We start from the raw sequence: 25,363 nt of genomic DNA, 5'->3' as shown, positions 1-25,363 counted from the left end.
GGCGTCACGTTCCTTTCCCCGGGGGGTCGGGGTGTTACTGATGCGTGCCCCGGGCGGGGCGGGGGAAACCCGGAGGGAACCGCCCCGCCGCGGGGTTCTAGGCCGCGTCGCGACGCAGCCGGAACCAGTAGAAGCCGTGCCCCGCGAGGGTGAGCAGGTACGGCAGTTCACCGACCGGCGGGAAGCGCACCCCGCCGAACAACTCCACCGGGTACCGCCCCTTGAACCGGCTCAGGTCCAGTTCGGTGGGCTGTGCGAAGCGCGAGAAGTTGTGCACGCACAGCACCAGGTCGTCCCCTCCGTCCTTGGACAGGGGGGCCTCCCGCAGGAAGGCGAGGACGGCCGGGTTGGAGGACTGCAGTTCGGTGTACGTTCCGAGGCCGAAGGCGGGGTTCTGCTTCCGGATCTCGATCATCCGCCGGGTCCAGTGCAGCAGCGACGACGGCGACGACATCGACGCCTCGACGTTGGTGACCTGGTACCCGTAGACGGGGTCCATGATCGCAGGCAGGGACAGTCTGCCGGGGTCGCAGGAGGAAAAACCTGCGTTGCGATCCGGTGTCCACTGCATGGGGGTGCGGACGGCGTCGCGGTCGCCGAGCCAGATGTTGTCGCCCATGCCGATCTCGTCGCCGTAGTAGAGGATCGGCGAGCCGGGGAGGGACAGGAGCAGCGCGGTGAACAGCTCGATCTGGTTGCGGTCGTTGTCCAGCAGTGGTGCGAGCCGGCGCCGGATGCCGATGTTGGCGCGCATCCGCGGGTCTTTCGCGTATTCCGCGTACATGTAGTCGCGTTCTTCGTCGGTGACCATTTCGAGGGTCAGCTCGTCGTGGTTCCGCAGGAAGATGCCCCACTGGCAGTTGGCCGGAATCGCCGGGGTCTTGGCGAGGATTTCCGACACGGGGTAGCGGGATTCCCGGCGTACCGCCATGAAGATGCGGGGCATGACGGGGAAGTGGAACGCCATATGGCATTCGTCGCCGCCGGAGGAGTAGTCGCCGAAGTAGTCGACGACGTCCTCCGGCCACTGGTTGGCCTCGGCGAGGATCACCGTGTCCGGGTAGTGCGCGTCGATCTCCTTGCGGACCCGCTTCAGGAACTCGTGCGTCGCCGGAAGGTTCTCGCAGTTCGTGCCCTCCTGCGCGTACAGGTAGGGCACGGCGTCGAGGCGGAACCCGTCGATGCCCAGGTCCAGCCAGAACCTCAGCGCGGAGATCATCTCCTCCTGCACGGCCGGGTTCTCGTAGTTGAGGTCCGGTTGGTGGGAGAAGAAGCGGTGGAAGAAGTACTGCTTGCGGACGGGGTCGAAGGTCCAGTTGGAGACCTCGGTGTCGACGAAGATGATGCGGGCGTCGGCGTACTGTTTGTCGTCGTCGGCCCACATGTAGTAGTCGCCGTAGGGTCCGTCGGGGTCCTTCCTCGATTCCTGGAACCACGGGTGCTGGTCGCTGGTGTGGTTCATCACGAAGTCGATGATGACGCGCATGCCGCGTTGGTGTGCGGCGTCGACGAATTCCACGAAGTCGGCGAGGTCGCCGAATTCGGGGAGGACGGAGGTGTAGTCGGACACGTCGTATCCGCCGTCGCGGAGCGGTGATTTGAAGAACGGCGGGAGCCAGAGGCAGTCGACTCCGAGCCATTGCAGGTAGTCGAGTTTGGCGGTGATGCCCTTGAGGTCGCCGACGCCGTCGCCGTTGCTGTCCTGGAAGGAGCGGACGAGGACCTCGTAGAACACGGCGCGTTTGAACCACTCGGGGTCGCGGTCCTTGGCGGGCGTGTCCTCGAAGGTGTCCGGAACGGGCTCGTTGACGATCATGGTGTGGGTGACCCTCCGATCTGCGGGTTGGACGGTCGCAGGACGGTGAGTACATGCGCGGGCCGGGTGCCCGGTTCGAGGCGCACGTAGTTGGCCCTGCCCCAGTGGTAGGTCTCGCCGGTGAGCTCGTCGCGCACCGACACCGACTCGTGCCAGTCCAGGCCGAGTTGCGGCATGTCCAACGACACCGTCGCCTCCTGGGTGTGGTGGGGGTCGAGGTTGACGACCACCAGAACCGTGTTCGAACCGCTGCTCTTCGAGCTCCTTCTGGAGTAGGCGATCACCGCTTCCTTGTCGGTCGGATGGAAGTGCAGATCACGCAGTCGGTGCAGGGCCGGGTTGGCCCGCCGGATCTCGTTGAGCTTTGTGATCAGCGGGGCGAGACTGCGGCCCTCGCGTTCGGCCGCCGCCCAGTCACGGGGCTTGAGCTGGTACTTCTCCGAGTCGAGGTATTCCTCGCCGCCCTCCTTCAGCGGCGTGTTCTCGCAGAGTTCGTAGCCGCTGTAGATGCCCCAGGTCGGGGACAGCGTGGCGGCGAGGACGGCGCGCACCTCGAAGGCGGGCCGGCCGCCGTGCTGGAGGTAGGCGTGCAGGATGTCGGGGGTGTTGGCGAACAGGTTGGGCCGCATGTAGGAGGCGGCCTCCCCCGAGAGTTCGGTGAGGTACTCCGTCAGTTCCTGCTTCGTATTGCGCCAGGTGAAGTAGGTGTACGACTGCTGGAAGCCGATCTGGCCGAGCGTGTGCATCATCGCGGGCCGGGTGAAGGCCTCCGCCAGGAAGATCACGTCGGGGTCGCTGCCGTTGATCTCCGCGATGACCCGCTCCCAGAACACCACCGGCTTGGTGTGCGGGTTGTCGACGCGGAAGATCCGCACCCCGTACGACATCCAGTGCCTGAGCACCCGGACGGTCTCGGCGACCAGCCCGTCCAGGTCGGCGTCGAAGGCGATCGGGTAGATGTCCTGGTACTTCTTCGGCGGGTTCTCGGCGTACGCGATCGTCCCGTCCGGCCGGTGGTGGAACCACTCGGGGTGTTTCTGCACCCAGGGATGATCCGGCGAGCACTGCAGGGCGAAGTCGAGGGCGATCTCCAGCCCGTGCTCCGCCGCCCGCTCCACGAACCACGCGAAGTCCTCGATGGTCCCCAGGTCCGGGTGTACGGCGTCGTGGCCGCCCTCCGGGGAGCCGATCGCCCAGGGCACGCCGACGTCGTCCGGGCCGGGGTCGAGGGTGTTGTTGCGGCCCTTGCGGAACGTCGTGCCGATGGGGTGGATCGGCGGCAGATAGACGACGTCGAAGCCCATCGCGGCGATGGCGGGAAGCCTGCGCGCGGCGGTGCGGAACGTGCCGTGCGGGCGCTCGGGGGTCCCCTCGGAGCGCGGGAAGAACTCGTACCACGCGCCGTACAGCGCCCGCTCCCGCTCCACCAGCAGCGGCAGCGATTCGGAGGCGGTGACCAGATCGCGCAGCGGATGACGGCCGAGGACGGCTTCGGCCTGCGGCGTCAGCGCCGCCGCCAGCCGGGCCGCGGCCGGGCGGGACGCGTCGCGCAGGGCGTCGACCGCGGCCAGCACCACCGTCCGGTCCGGCCCCTGCGGCACTCCGGCGGCCGCCCGCTCGTACAGCCGGGCGCCCTCTTCGAGGACCAGCTCCGTGTCCATCCCTGCGGGGATCTTGATGCGGGCGTGGTGCCGCCAGGTGGCGACCGGGTCCCCCCACGCCTCAACGGTGTACGTCCAACGGCCCGTCGTGTCCGGCGTGACGTCCGCGCCCCAGCGGTCGGTGCCGGGGGCGAGTTCGCGCATCGGCGTCCACCGGCCCAGGGCGCCGTCCGGGCCCTTGAGGACCACATTGGCGGCGACGGCGTCGTGTCCCTCCCGGAACACGGTCGCCGACACCTGGAACGTCTCACCGGCGACCGCCTTGGCGGGCCGGCGGCCCTGCTGGACCAGCGGGCGGACGTCGAGAACCGGTATGCGCCCGACGGCGGTGTCGGCGACCTCGTCCGAGGAGGCGGATTCGGCGGGGCGCGCGGGGAGCGCTTCCGGGGCGGGGAGCGCGTCCGTTGTTTCGGGGGCGGGTGTCGCCCTGGTGCGGGGTGTCGGGGGTGCTGACGAGTGGTGCGTGGCGGGCATGACCGCTCCTGTCCGCATCAACGAGGGTGGGCGGATGGATGTGGGGTCGTGTACCGAGGGAGCCTTCCCACCCTGTTCGGGTGTGCAATCCGGCACTTTGTTAACTACTCACGCGTATGTCTACACACAAGACCGGCCTCGTTCGAGGGGAACGAGACCGGTTTTGAGACCCCGTTACCCGCCCGGGAGGACCTGGAGGAGTTTGTCCGGCGAACCGGCTCCCCGACCGGACACCTTCCCGCTCACCGCCCCCGCTACCAACGCTTTCGAGACCTCCGCCGGAGTGGCTTTCGGATGGCCGGCGAGATAGAGCGCGGCCGCGCCCGCCGCGTGCGGCGACGCCGTCGACGTACCGGAGTAGACGACCCGGCCCGTGTCGCTCGTGTACGACGCGGAGGTGATCGACACGCCCGGCGCGAACAGGTCGACGGCCGAACCGTAGTTGGAGAAGGCCGCCCTGGCGTCATCGCTGTCGGTGGCGCCGACCGTGATGGCCTCCCGCACGTCGGCGGGGGAGTGCAGGGCGGCCGGCTGCCCCATGTTGCCCGCGGCGACGGTGTACGTGACGCCGGAGCGGACGGAGGTGCGCACGGCGGCGTCCAGCGCCGCGTTGTACCCGCCGCCCAGGCTGAGGTTGGCGACGGCGGGCTTGTGCGCGTGCCGGGTGACCCAGTCGATGCCCGCGATGGCCTGCGCGGTGGTGCCCGCACCGGCGTCGTCGAGCACCCGCACCGCGACCACCTTGGCCTTCTTGGCAACCCCCAGGGTGGCGCCCGCGACGGTGCCCGCGACGTGCGTGCCATGTCCGTTGCCGTCGGCGGCGACGCCGTCACCGTCGACGAAGTCCCAGCCGTAGCTCGCCCGGCCGCCGAAGTCGTCGTGCGTGATCCGGACACCGGTGTCGATCACATACACGGTGACGCCCGCGCCCGCGGACCTCGGCCAGTGATAGCTGCCGTCCAGCGGCCGGCTCGGCTGGTCGACCCGGTCCAGCCCCCACGGCGGCGGGTTCCTCCCGACGGCGCCCCCTGCGACGTCCAGCGTCACCCGGCTGTCCTGGACGACGGACGCCACACGCGGGTCGGCCGCGAGCCGCCGAGCCTGTCTCTCGCCGGCCTCGACGGCGAACCCGTTGACGACCGTGCCGTAGGTCTGGCTGATTCTCGCCCCGTACGTCCGGGCAAGCCGTCGTCCCTCCTCCGACGACGCGTGCGTGTCCCCCTTCAGCGTCACCAGATAGCTTCCGCCGACGGAGCCGGGCAGACCGGCGCCGATTACCTTCCCCTCCGGTACGGCGTGCGCGGGCAGGGCGACGGCCGACAGCAGCACGGTCGTGGCGACCGCAGTCAGACCCCCCACCCGGCGCAGACGCCGCATACGCGTCCGTGCCATGGTTCGCGTTCCCCTCCTCGACTCGACGCACCCCGCCGTCGCCGGGCACGCCACTGGGCAGCCTCTCGCGGGGCGCGAACCACCACAAGGTGGCCTCCGGGGGAGAAACAGGGTTTCCGGCCCGTTGCGCAGTGCCTGATGGCGCCGGGTCAGGTCACTTCAGCCCGTCCGGCGATTGAGGACGAGGCCGGTCAGGCCGAAAAGCGGGGGTCTGGGGGCGGCCAGCCCCCAGCAAGGCCGACACCGGCGCCGGTACCTTTTCAGGAGACGTGGACCCACACCGCCGTGTGTCCATCCAGCGAACGCGCCATGCCGAGGTGGAATGTGAAGGCGATCCGTCGATTCACCGTCCGACCCCTCCTCCCCGAACCCCTCCGCCCGCTCAGCGACCTTGCCCGCAACCTGCGCTGGTCCTGGCACGCGGAGACCCGCGACCTGTTCCAGTCCGTCGACCCCGAGCGCTGGGCCGTCTCCGACGGCGACCCGGTCAGACTCCTCGGCAGCGTGCGCCCGGCACGCCTCACCGAACTCGCCGAGGACCGCCGTTTCCTGCGCCGGCTCACCGCCGCCGCCGACGACCTGCACGACTACATGACCGGCGACCGCTGGTACCAGGACCAGCCCGCCACCGCCGGGCTCCCCGCCGCCGTCGCCTACTTCTCACCCGAGTTCGGCATCACGGCCGCCCTGCCGCAGTACTCCGGCGGCCTCGGCATCCTCGCCGGCGACCACCTGAAAGCAGCCAGCGACCTGGGCGTGCCGCTGATCGGCGTGGGACTCCTCTACCGGCACGGCTACTTCCGCCAGACCCTCTCCCGGGACGGCTGGCAGCAGGAGCACTACCCCGTCCTCGACCCCAACGAGCTGCCGGTGACCCTCCTGAGGGAGGACGACGGCGCCCCCGCGCAGATCTCCCTCGCCCTCCCGGCCGGCAAACAGCTCCACGCCCGCGTCTGGCTGGCCCAGGTCGGCCGGGTCCCGCTGCTCATGCTCGACTCCGACATCGAGGAGAACGGCCTCGGCGAACGCGGGGTGACCGACCGGCTCTACGGCGGCGGCAGCGAGCACCGGCTGCTCCAGGAGATGCTGCTCGGCATAGGGGGTGTCCGGGCGGTGCGCACGTACTGCCGCCTGACCGGTCACCCGGAACCCGAGGTCTTCCACACCAACGAGGGCCACGCGGGCTTCCTCGGACTGGAGCGGATCGCCGAACTCGCCGACACCGGACTGGACTTCGACTCGGCCCTGGAAGCCGTCCGCGCCGGGACCGTCTTCACCACGCACACCCCAGTCCCGGCCGGCATCGACCGCTTCGACCGCGAGCTGGTCGCCCGCCACTTCGGACCCGACGCCGAACTCCCGCACATGGACGTCGACCGCATCCTGCGCCTCGGCATGGAGACGTATCCGGGCGGCGAGCCGAACCTCTTCAACATGGCCGTGATGGGCCTGCGGCTGGCACAGCGCGCGAACGGGGTGTCCCTGCTCCACGGCCAGGTGAGCAGGGGGATGTTCGCCGGCCTGTGGCCCGGCTTCGACCCCGACGAGGTGCCGATCACCTCCGTCACCAACGGCGTGCACGCCCCGACCTGGGTCGCCCCCGAAGTGCTCCGGCTCGGCGCCCGCCAGGTCGGCAGCGAGCGCGCCGAGGACGCCCTGAGCGTCGGCGGTTCCGAGCGCTGGGACGCCGTCGCCGACATCTCCGACCAGGACATCTGGGACCTGCGCCGCGACCTGCGCGAGCAACTGGTGGTGGAGGTACGGCGCCGGCTGCGGGCGTCCTGGCGTCAACGCGGCGCGGGCACGGCCGAGTTGGGCTGGATCGACGACGTCCTGGACCCGGACGTCCTCACCATCGGCTTCGCGCGCCGCGTCCCGTCGTACAAACGCCTGACGCTGATGCTGAGGGACCGCGACCGGCTGATGGACCTGCTGCTGCACTCCGAGCGGCCGATCCAGATCGTGGTGGCGGGCAAGGCGCACCCGGCGGACGACGGCGGCAAACGCCTCGTCCAGGAGCTGGTCCGGTTCACGGACGACCCACGGGTCCGCCACCGCATCGTCTTCCTCCCCGACTACGGCATGGCGATGGCGCAGAAGCTGTACCCCGGCTGCGACATCTGGCTGAACAATCCGCTGAGGCCGCTGGAGGCGTGCGGGACCAGCGGTATGAAGGCGGCCCTCAACGGCTGCCTCAACCTCTCCGTCCTGGACGGCTGGTGGGACGAATGGTTCCAGCCCGACTTCGGCTGGGCGATCCCCACCGCCGACGGCGCCGGCACCGACCCCGACCACCGAGACGACGTCGAGGCGGCGGCCCTCTACGACCTCCTGGAACAGCGCATCGCCCCCCGCTTCTACGAACGCGGCCGGGCGGGCCTGCCCGACCGCTGGATCGAGATGGTCCGCCAGACCCTCACCCTGCTCGGCCCGAAGGTGCTGGCCGGACGCATGGTCCGCGAGTACGTCGAACGCCTCTACACCCCGGCCGCCCACACGCACCGGACGATGGCCCCCGACACCGCACGCGAACTCGCCGCCTGGAAACAACGGGTGCGCTCGGCCTGGCACGCGGTGACGGTCGACCACGTCGAGACATCGGCGGCCACCGCCACCGCCGAACTCGGCACGACCCTCGCACTACGGGTCCGCGTCGGCCTCGGCGACCTCGCCCCCGACGACGTCGAGATCCAGGCCGTCTCCGGCCGGGTCGACGAGGAGGACCGCATCACGGACGCCTCGACGGTCCCGCTGAAACCCACGGGCGGCCCCGACCTGGAGGGCAGGTGGGTGTACGAGGGCCCCCTGTCCCTGGACCGCACAGGCCCCTTCGGCTACACGGTCCGCATCCTCCCGGCCCACCGCCTACTGGCCTCCGGCGCCGAACTGGGCCTACTGGAGATGCCGTCCGGGGACGCGGTGGAGGGGGCGGGGGTGGTGTTGCGGTAACCGGTCTGCTGGGGCGCCGACGAGGGATCGGCGGCGCCCCTCGCGTCAATCGGTGCTGAGGGTCTCGGCGAAACTCGTCACAGTGGCCGGGGCGGTACTGGACAGGTCGGTGAACAGGTTGGTTCTGACCGTCCCGCCTTGGGAGACAGCCCACAGGTCGGGCACGCCGTCGCCGTTGGCATCGGCGGCCTGAAGGTTCAGAGCTGCTCCGACGTTCCACCTGGTGGCGACCGGATAGGCGGTGTACGTGAGGCTGCCGGTGTCGGGGTCGGCGGCCAGGTTCTCCCACAGGTCGAGTTCGCCGGTGGACTTGTTCCAGAGGAACATCGCGGTGCTGCTTCCGCCGTCCGCGGCGGGCAGTTGGGTGGTGGCGATGGTCCAGTCGTTCCAGTCCGCGGTGCCGTCGGGTGTGGTGACGTCGAGTGCGAGGGGGAAGTAGAGGCCGGCGTTGAAGCCGCTCAGGTAGAGGTTGAGGGCGTAACCGTTGGCACCGTCGCCGGAGACGCCGATGAGGTCCGGGAACCCGGTGTCGCGGCCGGAGGTGTTCCCGGCGTTGGCGAGCTGGACGGGGTTGTCGCCGTAGACGTCCTGCAACGAACCACCCCGAATGTAGGTGCCGTTCCCGCTGACCGGATCGAGCGGTGAGCCGTCTCCGCTGCCCTTGACGATCATGCCGGTGCCCGCGTAGACGCCGTCCGGAAAGTAGACCAGCACGTCCTGTTCCGTGCCGCCGGTGAAGCGTCCGGTGATGACCGTCGAGCCGTCGAAGTCCGATGACGAGCCGTTGGAACCACGGCCGTCGCCGTTGACACCGATGTCGGACGGCGAGGTGCTGACGTGCCCGTCACCGGTACCGGGCGCCAGCCACAGACCCGACGGGAATCCGTTCTGCGCGCCGACGGTGACCAGGTCCGGGACGTTGTCGCCGGTCAGGTCACCGTCGGCCTGATGGGTCGAGGGCGCGTCCGAGATGATGACGATGGACGCCGTCTCACCGTAGTTGCCGCCTGCGGACAGACTGGTGACTGACAGCGTGTTGGTGCGGCTGGTCGGGGTGACCGTGAGGGTGGCGTTGCCGGAGGCGTCGGCGTGCACGTCGACCGGGGCGCCTCCGTTGAGCTGATAGCGGTAGCTGCTCGGTACGGTCCCGCCGCTGGGCGCGCTCACGGCGATGCTCAACGGCTGTCCGATGGTGGATGCCGCGGGTTCGGAGATCACGGGCGCGCCTGTACGCGTCGGATCGAAGGAGAAGTGGCAGACGGTCGACCAGTCGCTGGTGTGGTGGGAGTCGGTGGCCCGGACCTTCCAGTCGAACTCGGTGATGGAACCGCCTGCCGCCGACTCCAGGACGTCCTTCCGGACGACATAGCCGGCGGAGCTGCCGGACGGCGCGGCCAGCTGCCCCGGATCCGACTCGGCGATCGCGTCGCCGGATTCGCTGCCGTGCGGCGACAGACGGAAGCCGACGCCCAGGACCCCGCCGTCGGGGTCCGAGACCTTCGCGTACAGAGTGACGTCGCCGTCGCCCACGATGGTGTCGCCGGCACAGGAGGTGATCGGAGAAGTGCGCAGGTCGGTCGGAGTGGCTGGCCGGTTGTCATGCGTCGCGGCCGACGCCGCGGTCGGCTGGACGATCCCCGCAGCCGCAATCAGCAGGCCGAGCGTTGTCGCCGCTGTGACGGGGTGTCTGCGGCGGAGCCTGTTCGAGGAGGACGAGTGCACGAAGTCGTCGCCTTTCCGAGGGGGCCGAACGGCCCCGAACGGAGTCAAGCTACGGCATGACGAACGGGAGTTCGAAGAGGTTTAGGTGGGCCGCCCGTGCTGGTCACGTCGACGGACCGGTGGGGAGGTCGGCGGCCGGAACTGACGAGCCGGAAGATATCCGGTGGGCAGATCAGCGTCGGAGGGCTACGATTCCCGTGATGACTACTCCTTCTCGTGTCAGATCGGGGGACCCGTCCGCGCAAGGTGAGTGCTGATGCTCACTCACATCGCGAACGAGGATTCCCGGCTTTCCTTCTGGCTGCGCGTGCGCGAGTTCGCCGTGCCGGCCTCCATGATCGAGACTGCGACCGCCCGCCGGCATGCCGGGGACTGGGCGGGGGCGTGCGCCGCCGCAGGCATCGACGTCGACTTCAATCTGCGGGTCGTGGCACGCGAGCGCGGCCAGGAACTCGCGGCCCGAGTCCGGGCGGATCTCCGCCACCTGGCACCTGACCTGCTGCGCTGGCACCTGCCGAGGATCGCTCCCGACGGGCTGCTGCGGCCCGGTCTGACCGTCTCCCTCGCCCGGTACGAGGCTGTGGGGCGAGGGCGGGGCGGCGTACGTCCGGTGCATGTCGTGGTGCGGACGCCGCCTGCATGGGCGGATGCCGGGCAGCGGATCAGCCTCGCGCTGTGGGACGCGTCGTCCGACTCGGGGACGACTGGTTCGGGGGCGAGCGGCTCGGGGGCCGGTGGCTCCCGCCATCCGCATCCGCGTCCCAACCGGCGGTTCCGGCTCGATCTGCACCGTCATCTGTGGGATGCGCGCAGGGCCGGTGAGCTGCGGGTTCGGTGCGGAGCGGATCGTCCGCCGCCTGGAGACGATCCGCCCCCGCCGACGGTGAACCCGGCCCCGGAACTGTCGGAGCTCGGCTGTGCCGTGGACCGGTGGGCGGCCGAGGCGGGGATCGTGCTTCGGGCGGAGGGCCGGACCACGGGTTCCGTTCTCGTGCGGTTCGGGGCCGGACAGCGGCTGGTGCTCGATCCGGGCGAGGGCGGGGAGGGGGCGCCCGTCCTGCGGAGTCCGTCGGGCTGTGTCTCCGCGCTGCCCGTTCTGCCCGACGCGGCGACCTGGGTGCTGCCCGACCTGGAGTTGCTCCGTACGGGAGCGATCGAGGCCGAGCGGCTGCATCCGCTGGTCGCCTCGGCGCTCGTACCGGAGCACGTCGGACCGGACTGCCTCGTACCGGGGTACGCGGCATCCGGTTCGAGCGGGCTTCGCGATCGGGCGGGGCGGGCTCGGTTCGTGGAGTGCCGGGGAGCTACGCACCGGATCGGCCTGGTCGACGGCGTGCTGGCCCCGTTGGACCACGATCCGGCCGAGATCCGGCGCGAGGAGCTGCTGGCCGCGCTGACCGGCACTCCGCTGCCCTGTCTCCAGGCCATCGACACGGCGCACCGGCGTCCGGACTGCCTCGCCGGCGTGCGCGAACGCCTGGTCCACGGCGACATCGTGGGCGCGCTGGCCGTGGTGGAGGGGCTGTTGGGCCCCGAGGCGGTGCTGCGCGACGGCGCGTTGCGGGACGAGCTGGAAGCGGCGGCTCGACGGCGGATCACCTACGGACTGTTCCGGGCCGGCCTGATCGGTCCCGGGCCCGGCCAGGAACGTCGTCGTCCCCCTCGTATGCGCGAGCACCCGCGCCACGGCATCCGCCGCTGACCTTCCGAGCTTTCTCTCTTCCTTCGCGCTTCCTCCGTTCCTCCTTCTCTCCTGCGAACTTTCTCCCTTCTGGCCTTCTCTCTTTCGACTACGCACCCCAAAGGTGATCACACATGCCCACAGGCACCCCTTTCATCCCGGTATCTTCCAACCAACTCGACGTGGCGGGCGAGTTGTTGACCCTGCTGCGCGACGCCGCCACCGAGCCGCGCCCCGACAGCCAGCTGGAGGCCCTGACGCTGGCCGTGGCCGCCGACCTGCCCGTACTGCTGTGGGGAGAGCCGGGGATCGGCAAGACCGCGGCGCTGACCCAGCTCGCTCAGACGTTGGACCTGCCGCTGACCACGGTGATCGCCAGCGTGCACGAGCCGTCCGACTTCTCGGGGCTGCCCGTCGTCGGGGACGATCCCGCCGAACAGGGCGTCCCGATGGCCCCGCCGGACTGGGCGGTGCGGCTGGTGCGCGCCGGCCGAGGGCTGCTGTTTTTGGACGAGTTGTCCACCGCCCCGCCCGCCGTGCAGGCGGCCCTGCTCCGGCTGGTGTTGGAGCGGAAGATCGGGGCGCTGACGCTGCCGCCCGGGGTGCGCATCGTGGCCGCCGCCAACCCGCGGGGCTCGGCGGCCGACGGCTGGGAACTGAGCCCGCCGCTGGCCAACCGGTTCGTGCACCTCCAGTGGATCCACGACCACGAGGTCGTCGTACGCGGGCTCGGCGGCACCTGGCCCCGGGCGACCCTGCCCCGGCTCGACCCGGCGAAACTGGCCGACGCCGTGGCCTTCGCGCGCCGCGCGGTGTGCGGGCTGCTCGCCGCCCGCCCCAAACTCGTGCACCAACTGCCCAGCAGCGAGGCGCGCCGTGGCGGAGCCTGGCCGTCGCCCCGCAGCTGGGAGGTGACCCTGACCCTGATCGCCTTCGCGACGGCGGCCGGCTCCTCCCGCGACGTACTGTCGCTGCTGGTCAGGGGCGCGGTCGGCGACGGCCCCGGCCTGGAGCTGCTGGCGAGCCTGGACCGGATGGACCTCCCGGACCCCGAGACGCTGCTCGCCGACCCGGCGGGCGCCGACCTGCCCGAGCGCGGCGACCTGCGCCAGGCCGTGCTGGACGGTGTGGTGGCCGCCGTCCGTACCCGTCCCGACAAGTCCCGCTGGGACGCGGCGTGGAGCCTCCTCGTCCGGGCGCTGGAGACCGGCGCCCCGGACCTGGTGGTCGTCCCCGCGACGACCCTCGCCTCGCTGCGCCGGGAGGACTGGGACGTACCGGCGTCGATCGAGAAGCTCGCGGGAGTGGTGACCCTGTCCCGGCGGGCCGATCAGGCGGCGGACCGTGCGGCGGCGCGCTCCGCGGCGCTGACGAAGGCCGGCCGATGAGCGCCGACGAGCCGCCGGTCGTCGCCGGCCGGCCCCTGGCTCCCGCTGAGCCGAGGCCCCTGGACCTCGACAAGCTCTTCGCCGCCCGGCTGCAGGCCGCCCGGGCCCGCCCCTACCTGGCGACGGCTCTGTTCGCTCTGCATCCCGTGGAGTCGCGGTGGGTGCCGACGATGGCCGTGGACCGGCACTGGCGGTGCTACGTCTCACCGGCATTCGTGGACCGTACGCCGGTGGAGGAACTGGCCGGGGTGTGGGTGCACGAGGTGTCCCACCTGCTGCGCGACCACCACGGACGCAGTGAGCGGGTCGCCCGGGAGCACGGGCTGAGCGGCCCCGGCGAACGACTGCGGATGAACATCGCCGCCGACTGCGAGATCAACGACGACGCGTTCGGGGACGGGCTGGTCCAGCCCGAGGGCGCGGTCACGCCGGAGTTCCTCGGGCTGCGGCCGGGCGAGCTGATGGAGGACTACCTGCGCCAGTTCAGGCTCGGGCTGCAGACGCAGGACCTGGCCTGGCTGGACTGCGGCAGCGGCGCCGACGGCCGGGAACGGGAGTGGGACCTGGGCCCGGACGGCGCACACGGCCTGAGCGAACAGGAACGCGACGCGGTCCGCTTCCGCGTCGCGCAGGGCATCTCCGCCCGCCGGGGCACCGCGCCGGCCGGATGGCGGCGGTGGGCGGAGGAGGCGTTCCATCCGCCGCAGCCCTGGCGGGAGTTGCTGGGCGCGGCGGTCCGCTCGGCGGCGTCCGCCCCGGGCGCGGGCGAGGACTACTCTTACGGTCGTCCGTCGCGCCGCTCGGCGAGCGTCCCGGGCGCGGTCCTGCCGAGCCTGCGCCGCAGACCGCCCAGGGTGAGCGTGGTCATCGACACCTCCGGGTCGGTCAGCGACGCCGAACTGGGCAGCGCGATCCTCGAGGTCGCCGCGATCTCCCGGGCCGTGGGCGGCCGACGCGACATGGTCACCGTGGTGCCCTGCGACGCGGCGGCCCACTTCGTGCACACCCTGTGCCGGGGCGAGGGCATCCCGCTGCTGGGCGGCGGCGGCACGGACCTGCGCGAGGGCTTCACCAGGGCCCTGCGCGCCCGCCCCCGCCCCGACGTCGTCGTCGCCCTCACCGACGGCCAAACCCCCTGGCCGAGCACCCGCCCACCCTGCCGCACGGTGGTGGGCCTGTTCCCCCGAAGCCCGTCGTACGACGAGGACGATCCCGAGTACGTGCCGGATTCGCCGCCTGCTTGGGCGCGGGCGGTGGAGATCGGGTGACCGGGTGATGGCGTTCCCTTGGCCGGGACCGAGCAAGTCGCTTTCGCTGGGGGCCCTCCACGGCGGTCGGCTCCGGAGCGGCTCCAGACCAGGCGAGCGAAGAGAGACCGGAGATGGCACCGATGAGCCGGCGGGTGAGGAGGGAGCACCGGTGAGCTCTGTGTCCGCGTCGGTGAGTTCGTCGAGCGGGTCTGCTTCACCGAGTTCTGCTCCGAGTCGCTCGGCGACCGCATCGTCGACGCCCTCACGGCCGAAGGCATCGACTCCGCGGGCGACGAAGGAATCGTCGGCGCAGGTGGGCGGTGGCTCCGGCAAGTCGAGCGGTTCGGGTACGACTGGTCGCGGGTCGAGTGGGGGGAACGGGTCAGGTTCTGTTCCGCAGAACCCCCAACCGTGGCTCGAATCCTCCACCCGCGCCGCCTCGTCCGGCTCCCACGCCGGAGTGGAGTTCGGCGGAATGGCAGCCGGGGGATCCGGTCGCGACGGTGCCCGGCTCGGGGGCCGGCCAGGGGGGGGAGGGGTGAGTCGGGCGTGTAGTACGGCTGAGGCGAAGTCCTCGTCATGCCTGTGCAGGGCTGACATAGGCTGTGACGCCCGGTAACCGACTCACAGAGAGGCCGACGGCGCGTGTCCGACAGACCGTCCGAAGAGCACAGATCCGGTTCGGAAGAGGGGGACGGGGGTGGGGCTTCTCCCCAGTCCGGCAGCTCCATATCCGATGAGGAGTGGGCGAAGTTCATCCAGGACAGCGAACGGGAGATAGCGTCCGCGCCGAAGGAGCCGTCCGCCCGGGCCCGCATGGTCACGGAGCGGCTGCGGCAGCAGGAGGCGCGCGGCGAGCTGCCCGAGAGCTGGCGTGCGGGTCCGTCGCGGCAGGAGATACAGGGGAGAGCCACTCGGAAGCGGCGGCTGTGGGCGATCCTCGGCCTGCCCGTCGTGATCGCCCTGGCGGTCGTCGCGATGAAGCCGTCGCTGTTGCCCGGTGATCCTTTCGGCACCGGGGAGTCGGAGGCTGGGGTGTCCGCGTCACCGTTGCCGGCGGAGACCGCGGCGCCGACCAGGGCACCCGAGGCGGTGGACCCCCAAACCCCCACGTTGGACCGGCCGTTCGCGGGTTCCCCGGCACTGCAGTGGGCCGACGGTGCAGCCGGCATCGTTCTCCCGAAGGCGACCCCGGTCGGGTCACTGTCCAAGGCGCAGGTGGAGACGGCATTGCAGCAGACCAGGAAGCTGCTGATCGACTCCAACCTCGACCCGGTCACCCTGAGCGGCGGACGCCCCACGGCCGCGCTCTCGGTGATCGAACCACGGCAGAAGGAACTGCTCGACCAGCTGAACACCGGGCTGAGCAAGCCGGACAAGGAACACGACCCGCTGGGAATGTTCAGCCGCTTCGACCCCAAGGAACTGCGGCTGGCGGGCAGCGTGGTCAAGACGCGGGGGCGGATGACGTTCAAGGCCGGTGAGCAGGCCTCCGTCGTCGTCCACGCCGACTACACCTTCGTCTACCCGGTGGTGCGCGTCGCCAAGGACGTCCCGACCGAGGTCTCCCGCACCATCGTGCGCCGCGTGCTCGACCTCGAGCTCTCCGATCCCACCAAGTACGCGGTCACGCCGGGGAAGATCGCCGTCAGGAAGTATGACCGGGACATCGGCAACTCCGCGTGTGACGTCTACGACGGCTATCTGCATCCCCAGTTCGAGACGGCCGACCCCACGGGCGCGCCTCCGACCGGGCCGACGTCGGACCCGTACGACCGCAGTCAGAACCTCGACGAGAACCGCGACGAGAGCTGCGGCGTGGTGTCCCGCACCTGACCTTGCATCGCCTTCAGACCACGTATCAGTGCGTGCAACCGGGCCGGAGTCGTCGTGAGGACGACCTCCGGCTCGTCGCTTTCGCGGAGGTGGAGGGTGCCGGTGGGGGCGGCGGCGACGTTGACGCAGTTCGAGCCGTCACCGCTGTAGGACGACTTCTGCCAATGGAGGGTCTGCATGGGCGGTCCCCTCACAGGTCCTGTATGCGGTGGTGGATGAAGTCGCGTGACTCGGCGGTGGTCAGGGCGCAGGACTCCATGCGGTCGAGTACAGCCCGGTACTTGTCCAACTGGGCTGCTGCGTCGAGGAATTCGCAGGCATCGTGGTGTGAGTCGAGTTGAACTGTGTCGAGTTGGGCGAGTGGACCTTCTACGAAGTCGAATGACTGGCCCGTGGTCGGGAACTCGTCCGTGTCGAAGGTGATGACACGGATGGTGACCTGCGGTAGTTCGGTCATGTCGAGCAAGTGTTTCAGTTGGCCGCGTGTGACGACCGGGCCGCCGAAGCCCATGCGCAGCGCCGCCTCGTGAATGATCGCCGTGTACGGGGGTGGGCTCTCGCTGTGCAGGACACCTTGCCGCTTCATGCGGTGGGTGAGGCGGTGCTCGATCTCCCGCGGTACTCCTCCCACCAGCCGCGAGTGCGTCGCCCCGTCATCGCGGCAAGGGCGTCGACAAGTTCCTCCCGGAGGTCCTCATGGCCACCGTAGCCCCGCCCGATGCCTGGGTGTACGCGCTCCGTCTGCCGCATGACCCCAGAGCCGCACGTGTCGCACGTATGACCGTGCGGGCGGCCCTCGGTGGGCATGGCATGGGTGAAGTGCTGGATGTCGTCGAGTTGTTGACGTCCGAGATGGTCGCCAGTCCAACCCGTCCCGGTCGACGGGGAGGGCGGGCGCGGGCTGTACCTCGTGCAGCAGTACGCGGACTGGTGGGGTGGCTGGCCGCTCGGGCGAGGAGCGGGGAAGCTGCTGTGGTTCGAGGTGGGCGGGCGTGCGGTGGGATGTCGTGGCGTGGATGGCTATGTGCCCTGAGTGGTTCGGTATGCGCGGAGGAAGGTTCGTACTCCCTCGACGACCAGTGGCCGGACGCGGGTGTCCTCCGCGGCGTTCGCGGAGCCGAGCCTGTCCAGTGGGACGCCGAAGGTCAGTGCGATGAACTGGTCGGCCGCGAGGCGGGGGTCGGGGACGTCGAGCAGGCCGGCCGCGGCCAGAGCGGCGAACCGCTCGGCGAGCGCCTCGTCGGGGGTGTCGGCCATGGAGTTGTAGCCCCGGTGCGGCAGGTGGCCGGATTCTGTCCGGACCAGTCGTTGCAGCGTGGCGTACTCCGCCGAGCCGAGCATGTCGGTCGCGATCCGCATCGAGAACGTGACCAGGGCGTCCTCGAGTTCGGCGGCCTCGGTGAGGTCGGTGAGGGTGTCGTCGAGGGTGTGCCGGATCGTGGCGATCAGTGACTGGCCGACGGCGTCGACGACTGCTCGCAGCAGCGTCTGCTTGTCGCCGAAGTAGTCGTAGACCGTCCGCTTGGACACCTCGGCCCGGGCGGCGACCGCGTCGACGCTGGTCCGGTCGAAGCCGTCGGCGAGGAACAGGTCCCGGGCGGCCGAGAGGATGGCGGCCCGCTTCCGCGTGGACCCCTCGCGCAGTGTCTTCGCGGCCGGTGTCTTCGTGGTCGGTGTCTTCGTGGTCGGCATGAGCTCATCCTACCGTTCTACACTGCACGGTGTAGTGTAGTTCTGGCTCGGCGACGACCAACGGAAGGACGTCCATGACCGCAACTCCCGCAACTCCCGCCGCTTCCGCAACTCTGGCTTCCCCGGTCCGCATCGGGAGGGCCGCTGTCGCGGCTCTCGGGATGCTGGCAGTCGCCACCGGCGCCTTGGAGTCGGTGGTGACGCCGACGCTCCCGCTCCTGCAACGCGAGCTGGACATGAGTCCCGCCGAAGGGGCGTTACTCAGCGTCATGCTTCTCATCACCGGCGCGCTCGTCACACCGGTCGCGGGCAAATTAGGCGACCGCTACGGCGGAAAACGGATCCTGATCCGGCTGATGACGGTGGTCTCGGCCGGTGGGCTGGTGTCCGCCCTGGCGCCGAACCTGCCGGTGCTGCTGCTCGGTCAGGTGCTCCAGGGAGCGATGGTGGGCGCACTGCCCCTGTCGTTCATCCTGGTGCGCGCACACCTCCCCGCAGGAGACGCGAAGGTGGCCATCGGGGTGGTCAGCGGGCTGTTCGTCGGGGGCGGGATGGCGGGAACGCTGGCCGCCGGGCCGGTGGCGGAAGCGCTGTCCCGGCACTGGATGTTCGCGTTGCCGACGATCGCGGTCATCGGGGCCACCCTCCTGGTGAACAGCCTGATGCCGCACGACGCTCCGCGTCGGTCGGGTGACGCCGGGGTCGACTGGCCCGGCCTGGTTCTCCTGAGCGGGACGCTGGTCACGCTCATGCTCGTCCTCGCGCTGGCGCCCGACCTCGGCACGCAGCCGTTCGTGCTCGGCGCCCTCGTCGTGCTTCTGGCCGCCTTCGCCGCCGGGTGGACGGTCGTCGAGCGTCGGGCGGTCTCGCCGATGGTCGATCTGCGCATGCTGGCACGGCCCGCGGTGTGGAAGTCGTCTGTGCTGACGTTCGTGATCTGCGTCGGCACGGCGGTGGCGGTCTATCTCGTCCCGCAGTTGCTCGCGGTGCCCGCCGACGCATACGGATTCGGAGCCGGCGCCACCGAGATCGGCTTCTACCTGTTGCCCGGCGCTCTGGCCGCTTCGCTGGCCGGGCCGATCGGTGGCATCGGCGCACGGCGTCTCGGCTCACGTGCCGTGGTCACCGCCGGGATCGTCCTGCTGACCGCAGGCCTGATCGCCCTGGCCGCCGTGCACACCGAGGTCTGGCACCTCGTCGTCGGCAAGATGATGATCGCGCTCGCCAACGGCCTGTGCGTCACCGCGCTGGTGACCAGCACCGCCACCTCCGTGGATCAAGGTGACACCGGCATCGCCACCAGCCTGGTCCTGGTGACCCGAGTGCTCGGCTATGCCGTGGGTGTGCAGGTCAGTGGCGCGATCCTCACCGCCGGCACCCCTTCCGGGGCGGACGTCCCGGCCGAATCGGCCTTCGTCACCGGCTTCGTCATCGCCGGCGCCGTCACGGCGCTCTCCCTGCTTGTCGCCCGCACCATGAGCAAAGGAGTCAAGGAATGACCCGCACTCATCTGTCATGGGACATCGGTATGGATATCGGTACCGCCCCGAGGCGTACGGTCCTGATTTCCGGGGCCGGCGTCGCCGGGCCCGCCCTCGCGTACTGGCTGAACCGCTACGGGTTCGCGGTCACGGTGGTCGAGAAGGCGGGCACGGTACGCAGCGGTGGTTACCCCATCGACGTGCGCGGCACCGCACTCGAGGTCGTCCGGAGGATGGGGATCCTGCCGCGACTGCGGGACGCGCACATCGACCTGCGCCGGCTGACCTTCCTCGACGCGGACGGCGGCGAGGTGGCCTCGATCAACCCGCACGCCGTCACCGGCGGTGTCGCGGGACGGGATCTGGAGGTGCGGCGCGGGGATCTGACCAACGCCCTCCATGCGGCGGTCCGTGACGACGTGGAGTTCCTGTTCGACGACTCCATCGACACCCTCGACCAGTCCGGCCACGGGGTCGACGTCACCTTCCGCGGGGGCAGCAGCCGTACGTTCGACATGGTGTTCGGCGCGGACGGTCTGCACTCACGTACCCGCGAGCTCCTGTTCGGCGCCGAAGAGCAGTTCCACCGGTACCTCGGCTACTGCTTCGCCGGGTTCACCCTGCGCAACACCTTCGGGCTCTCCCACGAGCTCATGATGTGGAACACCCCGGGCAGGGCCGCGGCACTCTACGCGGTGGGGGACGACGACCAGGTGCACGCCTTCCTGAACTTCGCCCACCCGGAGCCGTCGTTCGAGGCGTTCCGGAACCCGGAAGGCCAACGGGACCTGGTCGCCGCGGTCTTCGCCGACGCGCGATGGGAGGTCCCGGGCATGCTCGCCGCCCTGCGCGACGCGGACGACCTCTTCTTCGACGCGGTCAGCCAGATCCGCATGCCCCACTGGTCCAGCGGCAGGGTCGCGCTGGTGGGCGACGCCGCGTACGCGCCCTCCTTCCTCACCGGACAAGGCTCCAGCCTCGCCCTCGTCGGCGCGTACATGCTCGCCGCTTCCCTGGCCGACCGGGACCACGTCGCGGGCTTCGCCGCCTACGAACACGACACCCGCAGGTTCGTGACCCTGAATCAGGAGCAGGTCGGTGAGGGCGACGCCACACTCTTCCCGACCACCGCTCGTGCCCTGGAACAGCGCAACGACATGCTGCGCAACCTCAGCACAATGTCCCCCGCGGAGGTTCGAGAGGAGGGCCGAGAGGAGGGTCCGGCGGAGGGCGGACCCGAGGGACGACCGGAGGGTCGACCGGCCCATTCGGCCCTCACCTTGCCCGAACTCACGCCCTTGACGTGACCCGGGCACGCGCGCCGAGGAGGCGTCGGACGGTGATGTTCCGCCGACGGCTCGCAGCGTCGCCCTGAGGGCTCTCCTGCGCGGCCGTACCGCCCCGGCCTACGAGTCCTCGCCGGCGCACAACCCCCGCAACACCACCCCGCACCGCCGCGCGTACGCCTGCTGCAGTCCCCGGGTCGCCGGGCCGGCTGCCTTGGCGTACCACTTCGCGGCGCGGCTGAAGGCGGAGACCGTCAGCCAGACCGTGCCGTCTCCCGTGCGGTCGACGACGAAGGCCTCCTCGCCGCACTCGGGGTGGCCGGGGAGCGTGCCGTATGCCCAGCCGGCGCGGCGGTGTTCGTCCACCGTCCAGACCACGCGGCAGGGGGCCTTGATGAGGCCGGCGAGGGTGACCGTGACGTCGACGTCCGGGGCCGCGCGGTCCGCGGAGGCGTCGATGCCGACGCCCAGGGCTCGGTGCATCTCCCAGGTCAGGACGGCTTCCGCGGCGCGGCGGAAGACCTCGTGGCCCTCGCCGAGGCGGGTGCGGACGTGCAGGGCGTGGAAGCCCGGCGGGCAGAAGCCGGGGCGGTCGCGGGTCGCGCCGACGTCGGTGTAGGTGAAGTCCTGGGGAGACATGGGGCCCAAGCGTAAGGCGGCACCCGGGGATGCCTTCGTCCCGGGTGCCGCCCTGGTTCAACTAACGCTTGTTCAGCTGACGTTGACGGCTGACCACGCCGCCGCGACAGCCTTGTACTCGGTGCTGCTGGTGCCGCCGTACAGCGCCGAGGCCGCGCTCAGCGTGCCGGCACGCGCCGCCTTGTAGTTCGTCGTCGACGTGAAGTACGTCGTCAGCGCCTTGTACCAGATCTGCAGGGCCTTGTCGCGGCCGATGCCGGTGACCGTGGAGCCGTTGGACGTCGGGGAGTTGTAGCTCACGCCGTTGATGGTCTTGCTGCCGCTGCCCTCGCTCAGCAGGTAGAAGAAGTGGTTCGCGACGCCCGACGAGTAGTGGACGTCCTTGTTGCCGACGGAGGAGGACCAGGAGTCCGCCGAGCCGCCGTCCTTGCTGGGCTTGTCCATGTAGCGCAGCGGGGTGCCGTCGCCGTTGATGTCGATCTTCTCGCCGATGAGGTAGTCGCCCTTGTCGGACGGGTTGTTGGCGTAGAACTCGACACCGGTGCCGAAGATGTCCGAGGTGGCCTCGTTGAGGCCGCCGGACTCGCCCGAGTACTCCAGGCCCGCCGTGTTCGCGGTGACGCCGTGGCTCATCTCGTGGCCGGCCACGTCCAGCGAGGTCAGCGGGTGCGTGTTGGCGTCGCCGTCGCCGTACGTCATGCAGAAGCAGTCGTCGTCCCAGAAGGCGTTGACGTACGCGTTGCCGTAGTGGACGCGCGAGTAGGCGCCGACGCCGTTGTTCTTGATGCCGCTGCGGCCGAAGGTGGCCTTGTAGAAGTCCCAGGTCTCCTGCGCGCCGTAGGCGGCGTCGGCGGCCGCGGTCACGTCGGCGGTGGAGCTGGAGGCGGCGCCGGTGCCCCACGTGTTCGTGGTGTTGGTGAACAGGGTGCCGGTGCCGGTGCTGCTGGTGTGCTTCAGGTTGTACGTCTTGTGACCGCCGCGCGAGGCGTCGGTCAGCGAGTACGTCGAGCCCGACAGCGTGGTGGTGAGGCTGACGGTGCCCGAGTACAGCGTCTTGCCGGTGCCGGTCGCGTTCTCGACGCCCTGGTACTCGTACAGCTTCTTACCGGTGGCCGCGTCGGTGATGACGTGCAGCTTGCTCGGGGTGCCGTCGTCCTGGAGGCCGCCGACGACGGTCTCGTAGGCGAGGACGGGCGTGCCGCCCGCGGCCCAGATCACCTTGCGGGGGGCCTGGTCGGCGGCGGTGGACTCCGAGCCCGCGGCCTTGGCGGCGGTCAGCGCCTGCTTCTCGGCCTTGGCGGTGGCGACCTTCGGGGTCAGCGTGGCCACCTTGATGGTGGCCGGGTTGGCCTTGGTGACGCCCTTGGCCGCGCCCGTGGCGGACTCGTGGACGACGAGGTCGCCGCCGAGGACCGGCAGGCCCGCGTAGGTGCGCTCGTAGCGGGTGTGGACCGAGCCGTCGGCGTCCTTCACGACGTCCTTGACGACCAGCTTCTCCTTGGCGCCGAGACCTATCGCCTGCGCGGTCTCGGGCGCGTCGGCCTGCTGCTGCTGGATGAGCGTCGTGCGGGCGGCGGCCGACAGCTGGACCGGAGCGGCCAGCGGGACCGCCTTGCCGGTGGACTCCGCCGGGACCTGGGCGGCAGCGGTACCGGCGGTCAGACCGGTGGTGACCAGGGCTCCGGCCGCGACGGCGGTGGCGATGGCCAGAGTGGTGCGCTTGTGACGCGCGTAGAGGGAGGTCACACAAGCTCCTTGGATGTGGGGGGTCCGGGCGGCGTGGGGCGGCCGCCCGTGACGGGTGTGAAGTTGTGCGGCGGGTGAAGGAAGAGTGACATCAAGGCGCGTACATGTCAGGACCCCGAAGTGATGTTGGCTGAAAGTCGACTGTCCGGTGAACGTTGCTGGAATGTAAACGGAGTTGACCTCGGCAAAGGGCCAACAGGGCATCGGTAAGCGGCCGGTAAAAAGGGGTGCCGCCCCGGGGAGGTCGAACCCCCGCCCGGGACGGCGTTCTGTGCGGCGCCCGCGGTCTACGGGAAGGTCAGCTTCCAGCTGTTGATGTAGCCAATGTCCTGGGCCGCGTTGTCCTGGACCCGCAACTTCCAGATGCCGTTGGCGACTTCGGAGGAGGCGTTCACCGTGTACGTGGTGTTCAGGTTGTCCGTGCTCCCGCCGGTGCCGTACGCCTTCAGCGTGTAGGCCGTGCCGTCGGGCGCGACCAGCTGCACCTGGAGGTCACCGATGTAGGTGTGGACGATGTCGACCCCCACCGCGAGGTTCGACGGCGCGTTGCCCGTGCGCCCGGAGACGGTGATCGACGAGGTGACCGCCGCACCGTTGTCCGGAATCGATACGTCGGCGGTGTTCTCGAAGGAGGTGCCGCCGCCGGTTCCGCCGCCGGAACGCGCGCCGACCGCGACGGCCGCCCACGCGTCCTGCACCGCCTTGTACTCGGCGGAGGTGGTGCCGTACAGATCACCGGCCGCCGCCAGCGTGCCGGTGCGGGCACTCGCGTAGTTGGTGGTCGACGTGAACTTCGTCGTCAGCGCCCGGTACCAGATCTGCAGCGCCTTGTCGCGGCCTATGCCGGTGACCGGAAGCCCGTCCGAGGTGGGCGAGTTGTAGCTGACGCCGTTGATGACCTTGGCGCCGCTGCCCTCGCTCAGCAGGTAGAAGAAGTGGTTCGCGGGGCCCGACGAGTAGTGCACGTCGAGGTTGCCGAGGCCCGAGTACCAGCTGTCCTTGGACGAGCCGTCCTTGCTGGGCTTGTCCTGGTAGCGCAGCGGGGTGCCGTCGCCGTTGATGTCGATCTTCTCGCCGATGAGGTAGTCGCCCACGTCGGAGGAGTTGTTGGCGAAGAACTCGACGCCCGTGCCGAAGATGTCCGAGGTCGCCTCGTTGAGGCCGCCGGACTCGCCGCTGTAGACCAGGTCCGCGGTGTTCGAGGTGACGCCGTGGCTCATCTCGTGGCCGGCCACGTCGAGCGCGGTCAACGGGTCGGCGTTGCCGGAGCCGTCGCCGTACGTCATGCAGAAGCAGGTGTCGTCCCAGAAGGCGTTGACGTACGCGTTGCCGTAGTGGACGCGCGAGTAGGCGCCGACGCCGTTGTTCTTGATGCCGCTGCGGCCGAAGGAGGACTTGTAGAAGTCCCACGTCTCCGCGGCCCCGTAGTGCGCGTCGGCGCCCGCGGTCGCGGCGTTCGACGTGGTGCTGTTGCCCCAGGTGTCGCTGGTCTGCGAGAACAGCGTGCCGGTGCCGGACGTGCCGCGGTTGAGGTTGTACGTCTTGTGGTTGCCGCGCGCGCCGTCGTTCAGCGTGTAGTTCGACCCCGACTGGGTCGTCGTCAGCGTGACCTGGCCGCTGTACTGGGTGTTGCCGATGCCCGTCTTGATGCCCTGGTACTCGAAGAGCTTCGCGCCGGTGGCCGCGTCCGAGATGACGTGCAGCTGGTTCGGCGTGCCGTCGTCCTGGAAGCCGCCGACGATCGTCTCGTACGCCAGGGTGGGCTTGCCGTTCGCCGCCCAGATCACCTTGCGGGGCGCGGAGTCGGCGGCGGAGCTGGTGCCGCCGAGGGCCTTGGCGCGCTTCACCGCCTGCTGCTCGGCCGCCGCCGCGGTGACGCTCGGGCTGAGCCCGGAGACCTTGATGGTGGCGTTCGTCGCCTTGATGACGCCCTTGGTGGCGCCCGACGCGGCGGTGTCGACGACCAGGTCGCCACCGAGGACCGGCAGGCCGGCGTAGGTGCGCTCGTAGCGGGTGTGCAGCGTGCCGTCGGCGTCCTTGACGACGTCCTTGACGACGAGCTTCTCCTGCGAGCCGAGGCCGATGGACGCGGCGGTCTGCGCCTTGGCGGCGTCCGCGTCGCGGATCAGCTCGGTGCGCTGCGAGGGGGAGAGCGCGAGGGCCGCGTGGGTCGGGTTGCCCTTGGCCGCCGCCTGCGGTGCCTTCTCCGGGGCGGCGGTCGCGGCGCCGGACTGCACGGCGGCGGCGATGAGCGCGGACACGCCGACGAGGGCGACGGCCGCGGCACGGCGGGGGGTTGCGTGGGGGGTGCGTCTGCGAGAGGGACTGCTGCTCAACACTGACTCCTTCT

17 protein-coding genes are annotated in these 25,363 nt (G+C 70.4%); 7 read left to right on the top strand and 10 right to left on the bottom strand.

Annotated features, from left to right (window positions below):
• Positions 1–97 precede the first annotated feature (97 nt).
• The 3 genes from treS to B5557_RS13620 all read right to left on the bottom strand — a co-directional run bounded on the left by treS (position 98) and on the right by B5557_RS13620 (position 5,343).
• Entirely contained in the window at positions 98–1,816 is a 1,719-nt protein-coding gene (treS, locus tag B5557_RS13630; RefSeq protein ID WP_079659423.1) for a maltose alpha-D-glucosyltransferase, read from the bottom strand.
• The gene (locus tag B5557_RS13625) at positions 1,813–3,951 is read right to left on the bottom strand and encodes an alpha-1,4-glucan--maltose-1-phosphate maltosyltransferase (RefSeq protein ID WP_079659422.1); all 2,139 of its coding nucleotides are present in this window, start codon (positions 3,949–3,951) and stop codon (positions 1,813–1,815) included. Before B5557_RS13625 ends, treS begins: the two co-directional genes overlap by 4 nt.
• A gap of 174 nt (positions 3,952–4,125) precedes the next feature.
• Positions 4,126–5,343, bottom strand: a complete 1,218-nt coding sequence (locus B5557_RS13620) for a S8 family peptidase (RefSeq protein WP_079659420.1) — start codon at positions 5,341–5,343, stop codon at positions 4,126–4,128.
• A 324-nt stretch (positions 5,344–5,667) separates the two neighbouring features.
• Between B5557_RS13620 and B5557_RS13615 the strand changes: the two genes are divergently transcribed.
• Positions 5,668–8,292: a glycosyltransferase family 1 protein gene (locus B5557_RS13615; protein ID WP_079659419.1), complete on the top strand. Its 2,625-nt coding sequence runs from the start codon at positions 5,668–5,670 to the stop codon at positions 8,290–8,292.
• A gap of 45 nt (positions 8,293–8,337) precedes the next feature.
• Here B5557_RS13615 and B5557_RS13610 read toward each other — a convergent pair whose 3' ends face one another.
• Positions 8,338–10,014 (bottom strand): hypothetical protein, encoded by a 1,677-nt coding sequence (locus B5557_RS13610; protein WP_079659417.1) that lies wholly within the window; start codon positions 10,012–10,014, stop codon positions 8,338–8,340.
• A 256-nt stretch (positions 10,015–10,270) separates the two neighbouring features.
• On the opposite strand from B5557_RS13610, the gene B5557_RS13605 reads away from it, so the two are divergent.
• From B5557_RS13605 to B5557_RS13590, 4 genes are all read left to right on the top strand, one after another.
• A complete protein-coding gene (locus B5557_RS13605; protein ID WP_079659416.1) occupies positions 10,271–11,716 on the top strand; it encodes a hypothetical protein in 1,446 nt (481 codons plus the stop codon).
• A 113-nt stretch (positions 11,717–11,829) separates the two neighbouring features.
• Positions 11,830–13,083: an AAA family ATPase gene (locus tag B5557_RS13600; RefSeq protein ID WP_079659414.1), complete on the top strand. Its 1,254-nt coding sequence runs from the start codon at positions 11,830–11,832 to the stop codon at positions 13,081–13,083.
• Positions 13,080–14,351 carry a vWA domain-containing protein gene (locus B5557_RS13595; RefSeq protein WP_079659413.1) on the top strand — a complete coding sequence of 424 codons (1,272 nt, stop codon included), beginning with the start codon at positions 13,080–13,082 and terminating at the stop codon, positions 14,349–14,351. Before B5557_RS13600 ends, B5557_RS13595 begins: the two co-directional genes overlap by 4 nt.
• Positions 14,352–14,978: 627 nt before the next feature.
• Positions 14,979–16,169, top strand: coding sequence for a hypothetical protein (locus B5557_RS13590; protein ID WP_079659411.1), 1,191 nt, complete (start codon positions 14,979–14,981; stop codon positions 16,167–16,169).
• Here the strand turns inward: B5557_RS13590 and B5557_RS13585 are convergent.
• The 3 genes from B5557_RS13585 to B5557_RS13570 form a co-directional block, all read right to left on the bottom strand.
• Entirely contained in the window at positions 16,115–16,348 is a 234-nt protein-coding gene (locus B5557_RS13585) for a DUF397 domain-containing protein (RefSeq protein ID WP_079659410.1), read from the bottom strand. The two genes, B5557_RS13590 and B5557_RS13585, sit on opposite strands and share 55 nt — an antisense overlap.
• An 11-nt stretch (positions 16,349–16,359) precedes the next feature.
• The gene (locus B5557_RS13580) at positions 16,360–16,800 is read right to left on the bottom strand and encodes a DUF5753 domain-containing protein (protein WP_443031349.1); all 441 of its coding nucleotides are present in this window, start codon (positions 16,798–16,800) and stop codon (positions 16,360–16,362) included.
• Between the two features lie 389 nt (positions 16,801–17,189).
• Positions 17,190–17,861 (bottom strand): TetR/AcrR family transcriptional regulator, encoded by a 672-nt coding sequence (locus B5557_RS13570; protein WP_079659408.1) that lies wholly within the window; start codon positions 17,859–17,861, stop codon positions 17,190–17,192.
• 74 nt (positions 17,862–17,935) lie between these two features.
• Here B5557_RS13570 and B5557_RS13565 point away from each other — a divergent pair, with 74 nt between their 5' ends.
• Positions 17,936–19,360: an MFS transporter gene (locus B5557_RS13565; protein ID WP_079659407.1), complete on the top strand. Its 1,425-nt coding sequence runs from the start codon at positions 17,936–17,938 to the stop codon at positions 19,358–19,360.
• On the top strand, positions 19,357–20,649 hold the full coding sequence (locus B5557_RS13560) for an FAD-dependent monooxygenase (protein WP_079659405.1): 1,293 nt from the start codon (positions 19,357–19,359) through the stop codon (positions 20,647–20,649). The genes B5557_RS13565 and B5557_RS13560 overlap by 4 nt, the downstream gene beginning before the upstream one ends.
• Before the next feature lie 99 nt (positions 20,650–20,748).
• On the opposite strand, the gene B5557_RS13555 is transcribed toward B5557_RS13560, so the two are convergent.
• The 3 genes from B5557_RS13555 to B5557_RS13545 all read right to left on the bottom strand — a co-directional run bounded on the left by B5557_RS13555 (position 20,749) and on the right by B5557_RS13545 (position 25,349).
• The gene (locus tag B5557_RS13555) at positions 20,749–21,267 is read right to left on the bottom strand and encodes a DUF1990 domain-containing protein (RefSeq protein ID WP_079659404.1); all 519 of its coding nucleotides are present in this window, start codon (positions 21,265–21,267) and stop codon (positions 20,749–20,751) included.
• Between the two features lie 72 nt (positions 21,268–21,339).
• A complete protein-coding gene (locus B5557_RS13550; protein ID WP_079659402.1) occupies positions 21,340–23,013 on the bottom strand; it encodes a M4 family metallopeptidase in 1,674 nt (557 codons plus the stop codon).
• Between the two features lie 287 nt (positions 23,014–23,300).
• Complete coding sequence (locus tag B5557_RS13545; protein WP_079659401.1) at positions 23,301–25,349, bottom strand: M4 family metallopeptidase; 2,049 nt, start codon at positions 25,347–25,349, stop codon at positions 23,301–23,303.
• Positions 25,350–25,363: the final 14 nt, after the last annotated feature.

It is taken from the genome of Streptomyces sp. 3214.6 (genome assembly GCF_900129855.1).
Classification (GTDB): domain Bacteria; phylum Actinomycetota; class Actinomycetes; order Streptomycetales; family Streptomycetaceae; genus Streptomyces; species Streptomyces soliscabiei.
The sequence above is the reverse complement of the archived record's forward strand: the minus strand, read 5'-3'. Positions and strand labels throughout refer to the sequence as shown.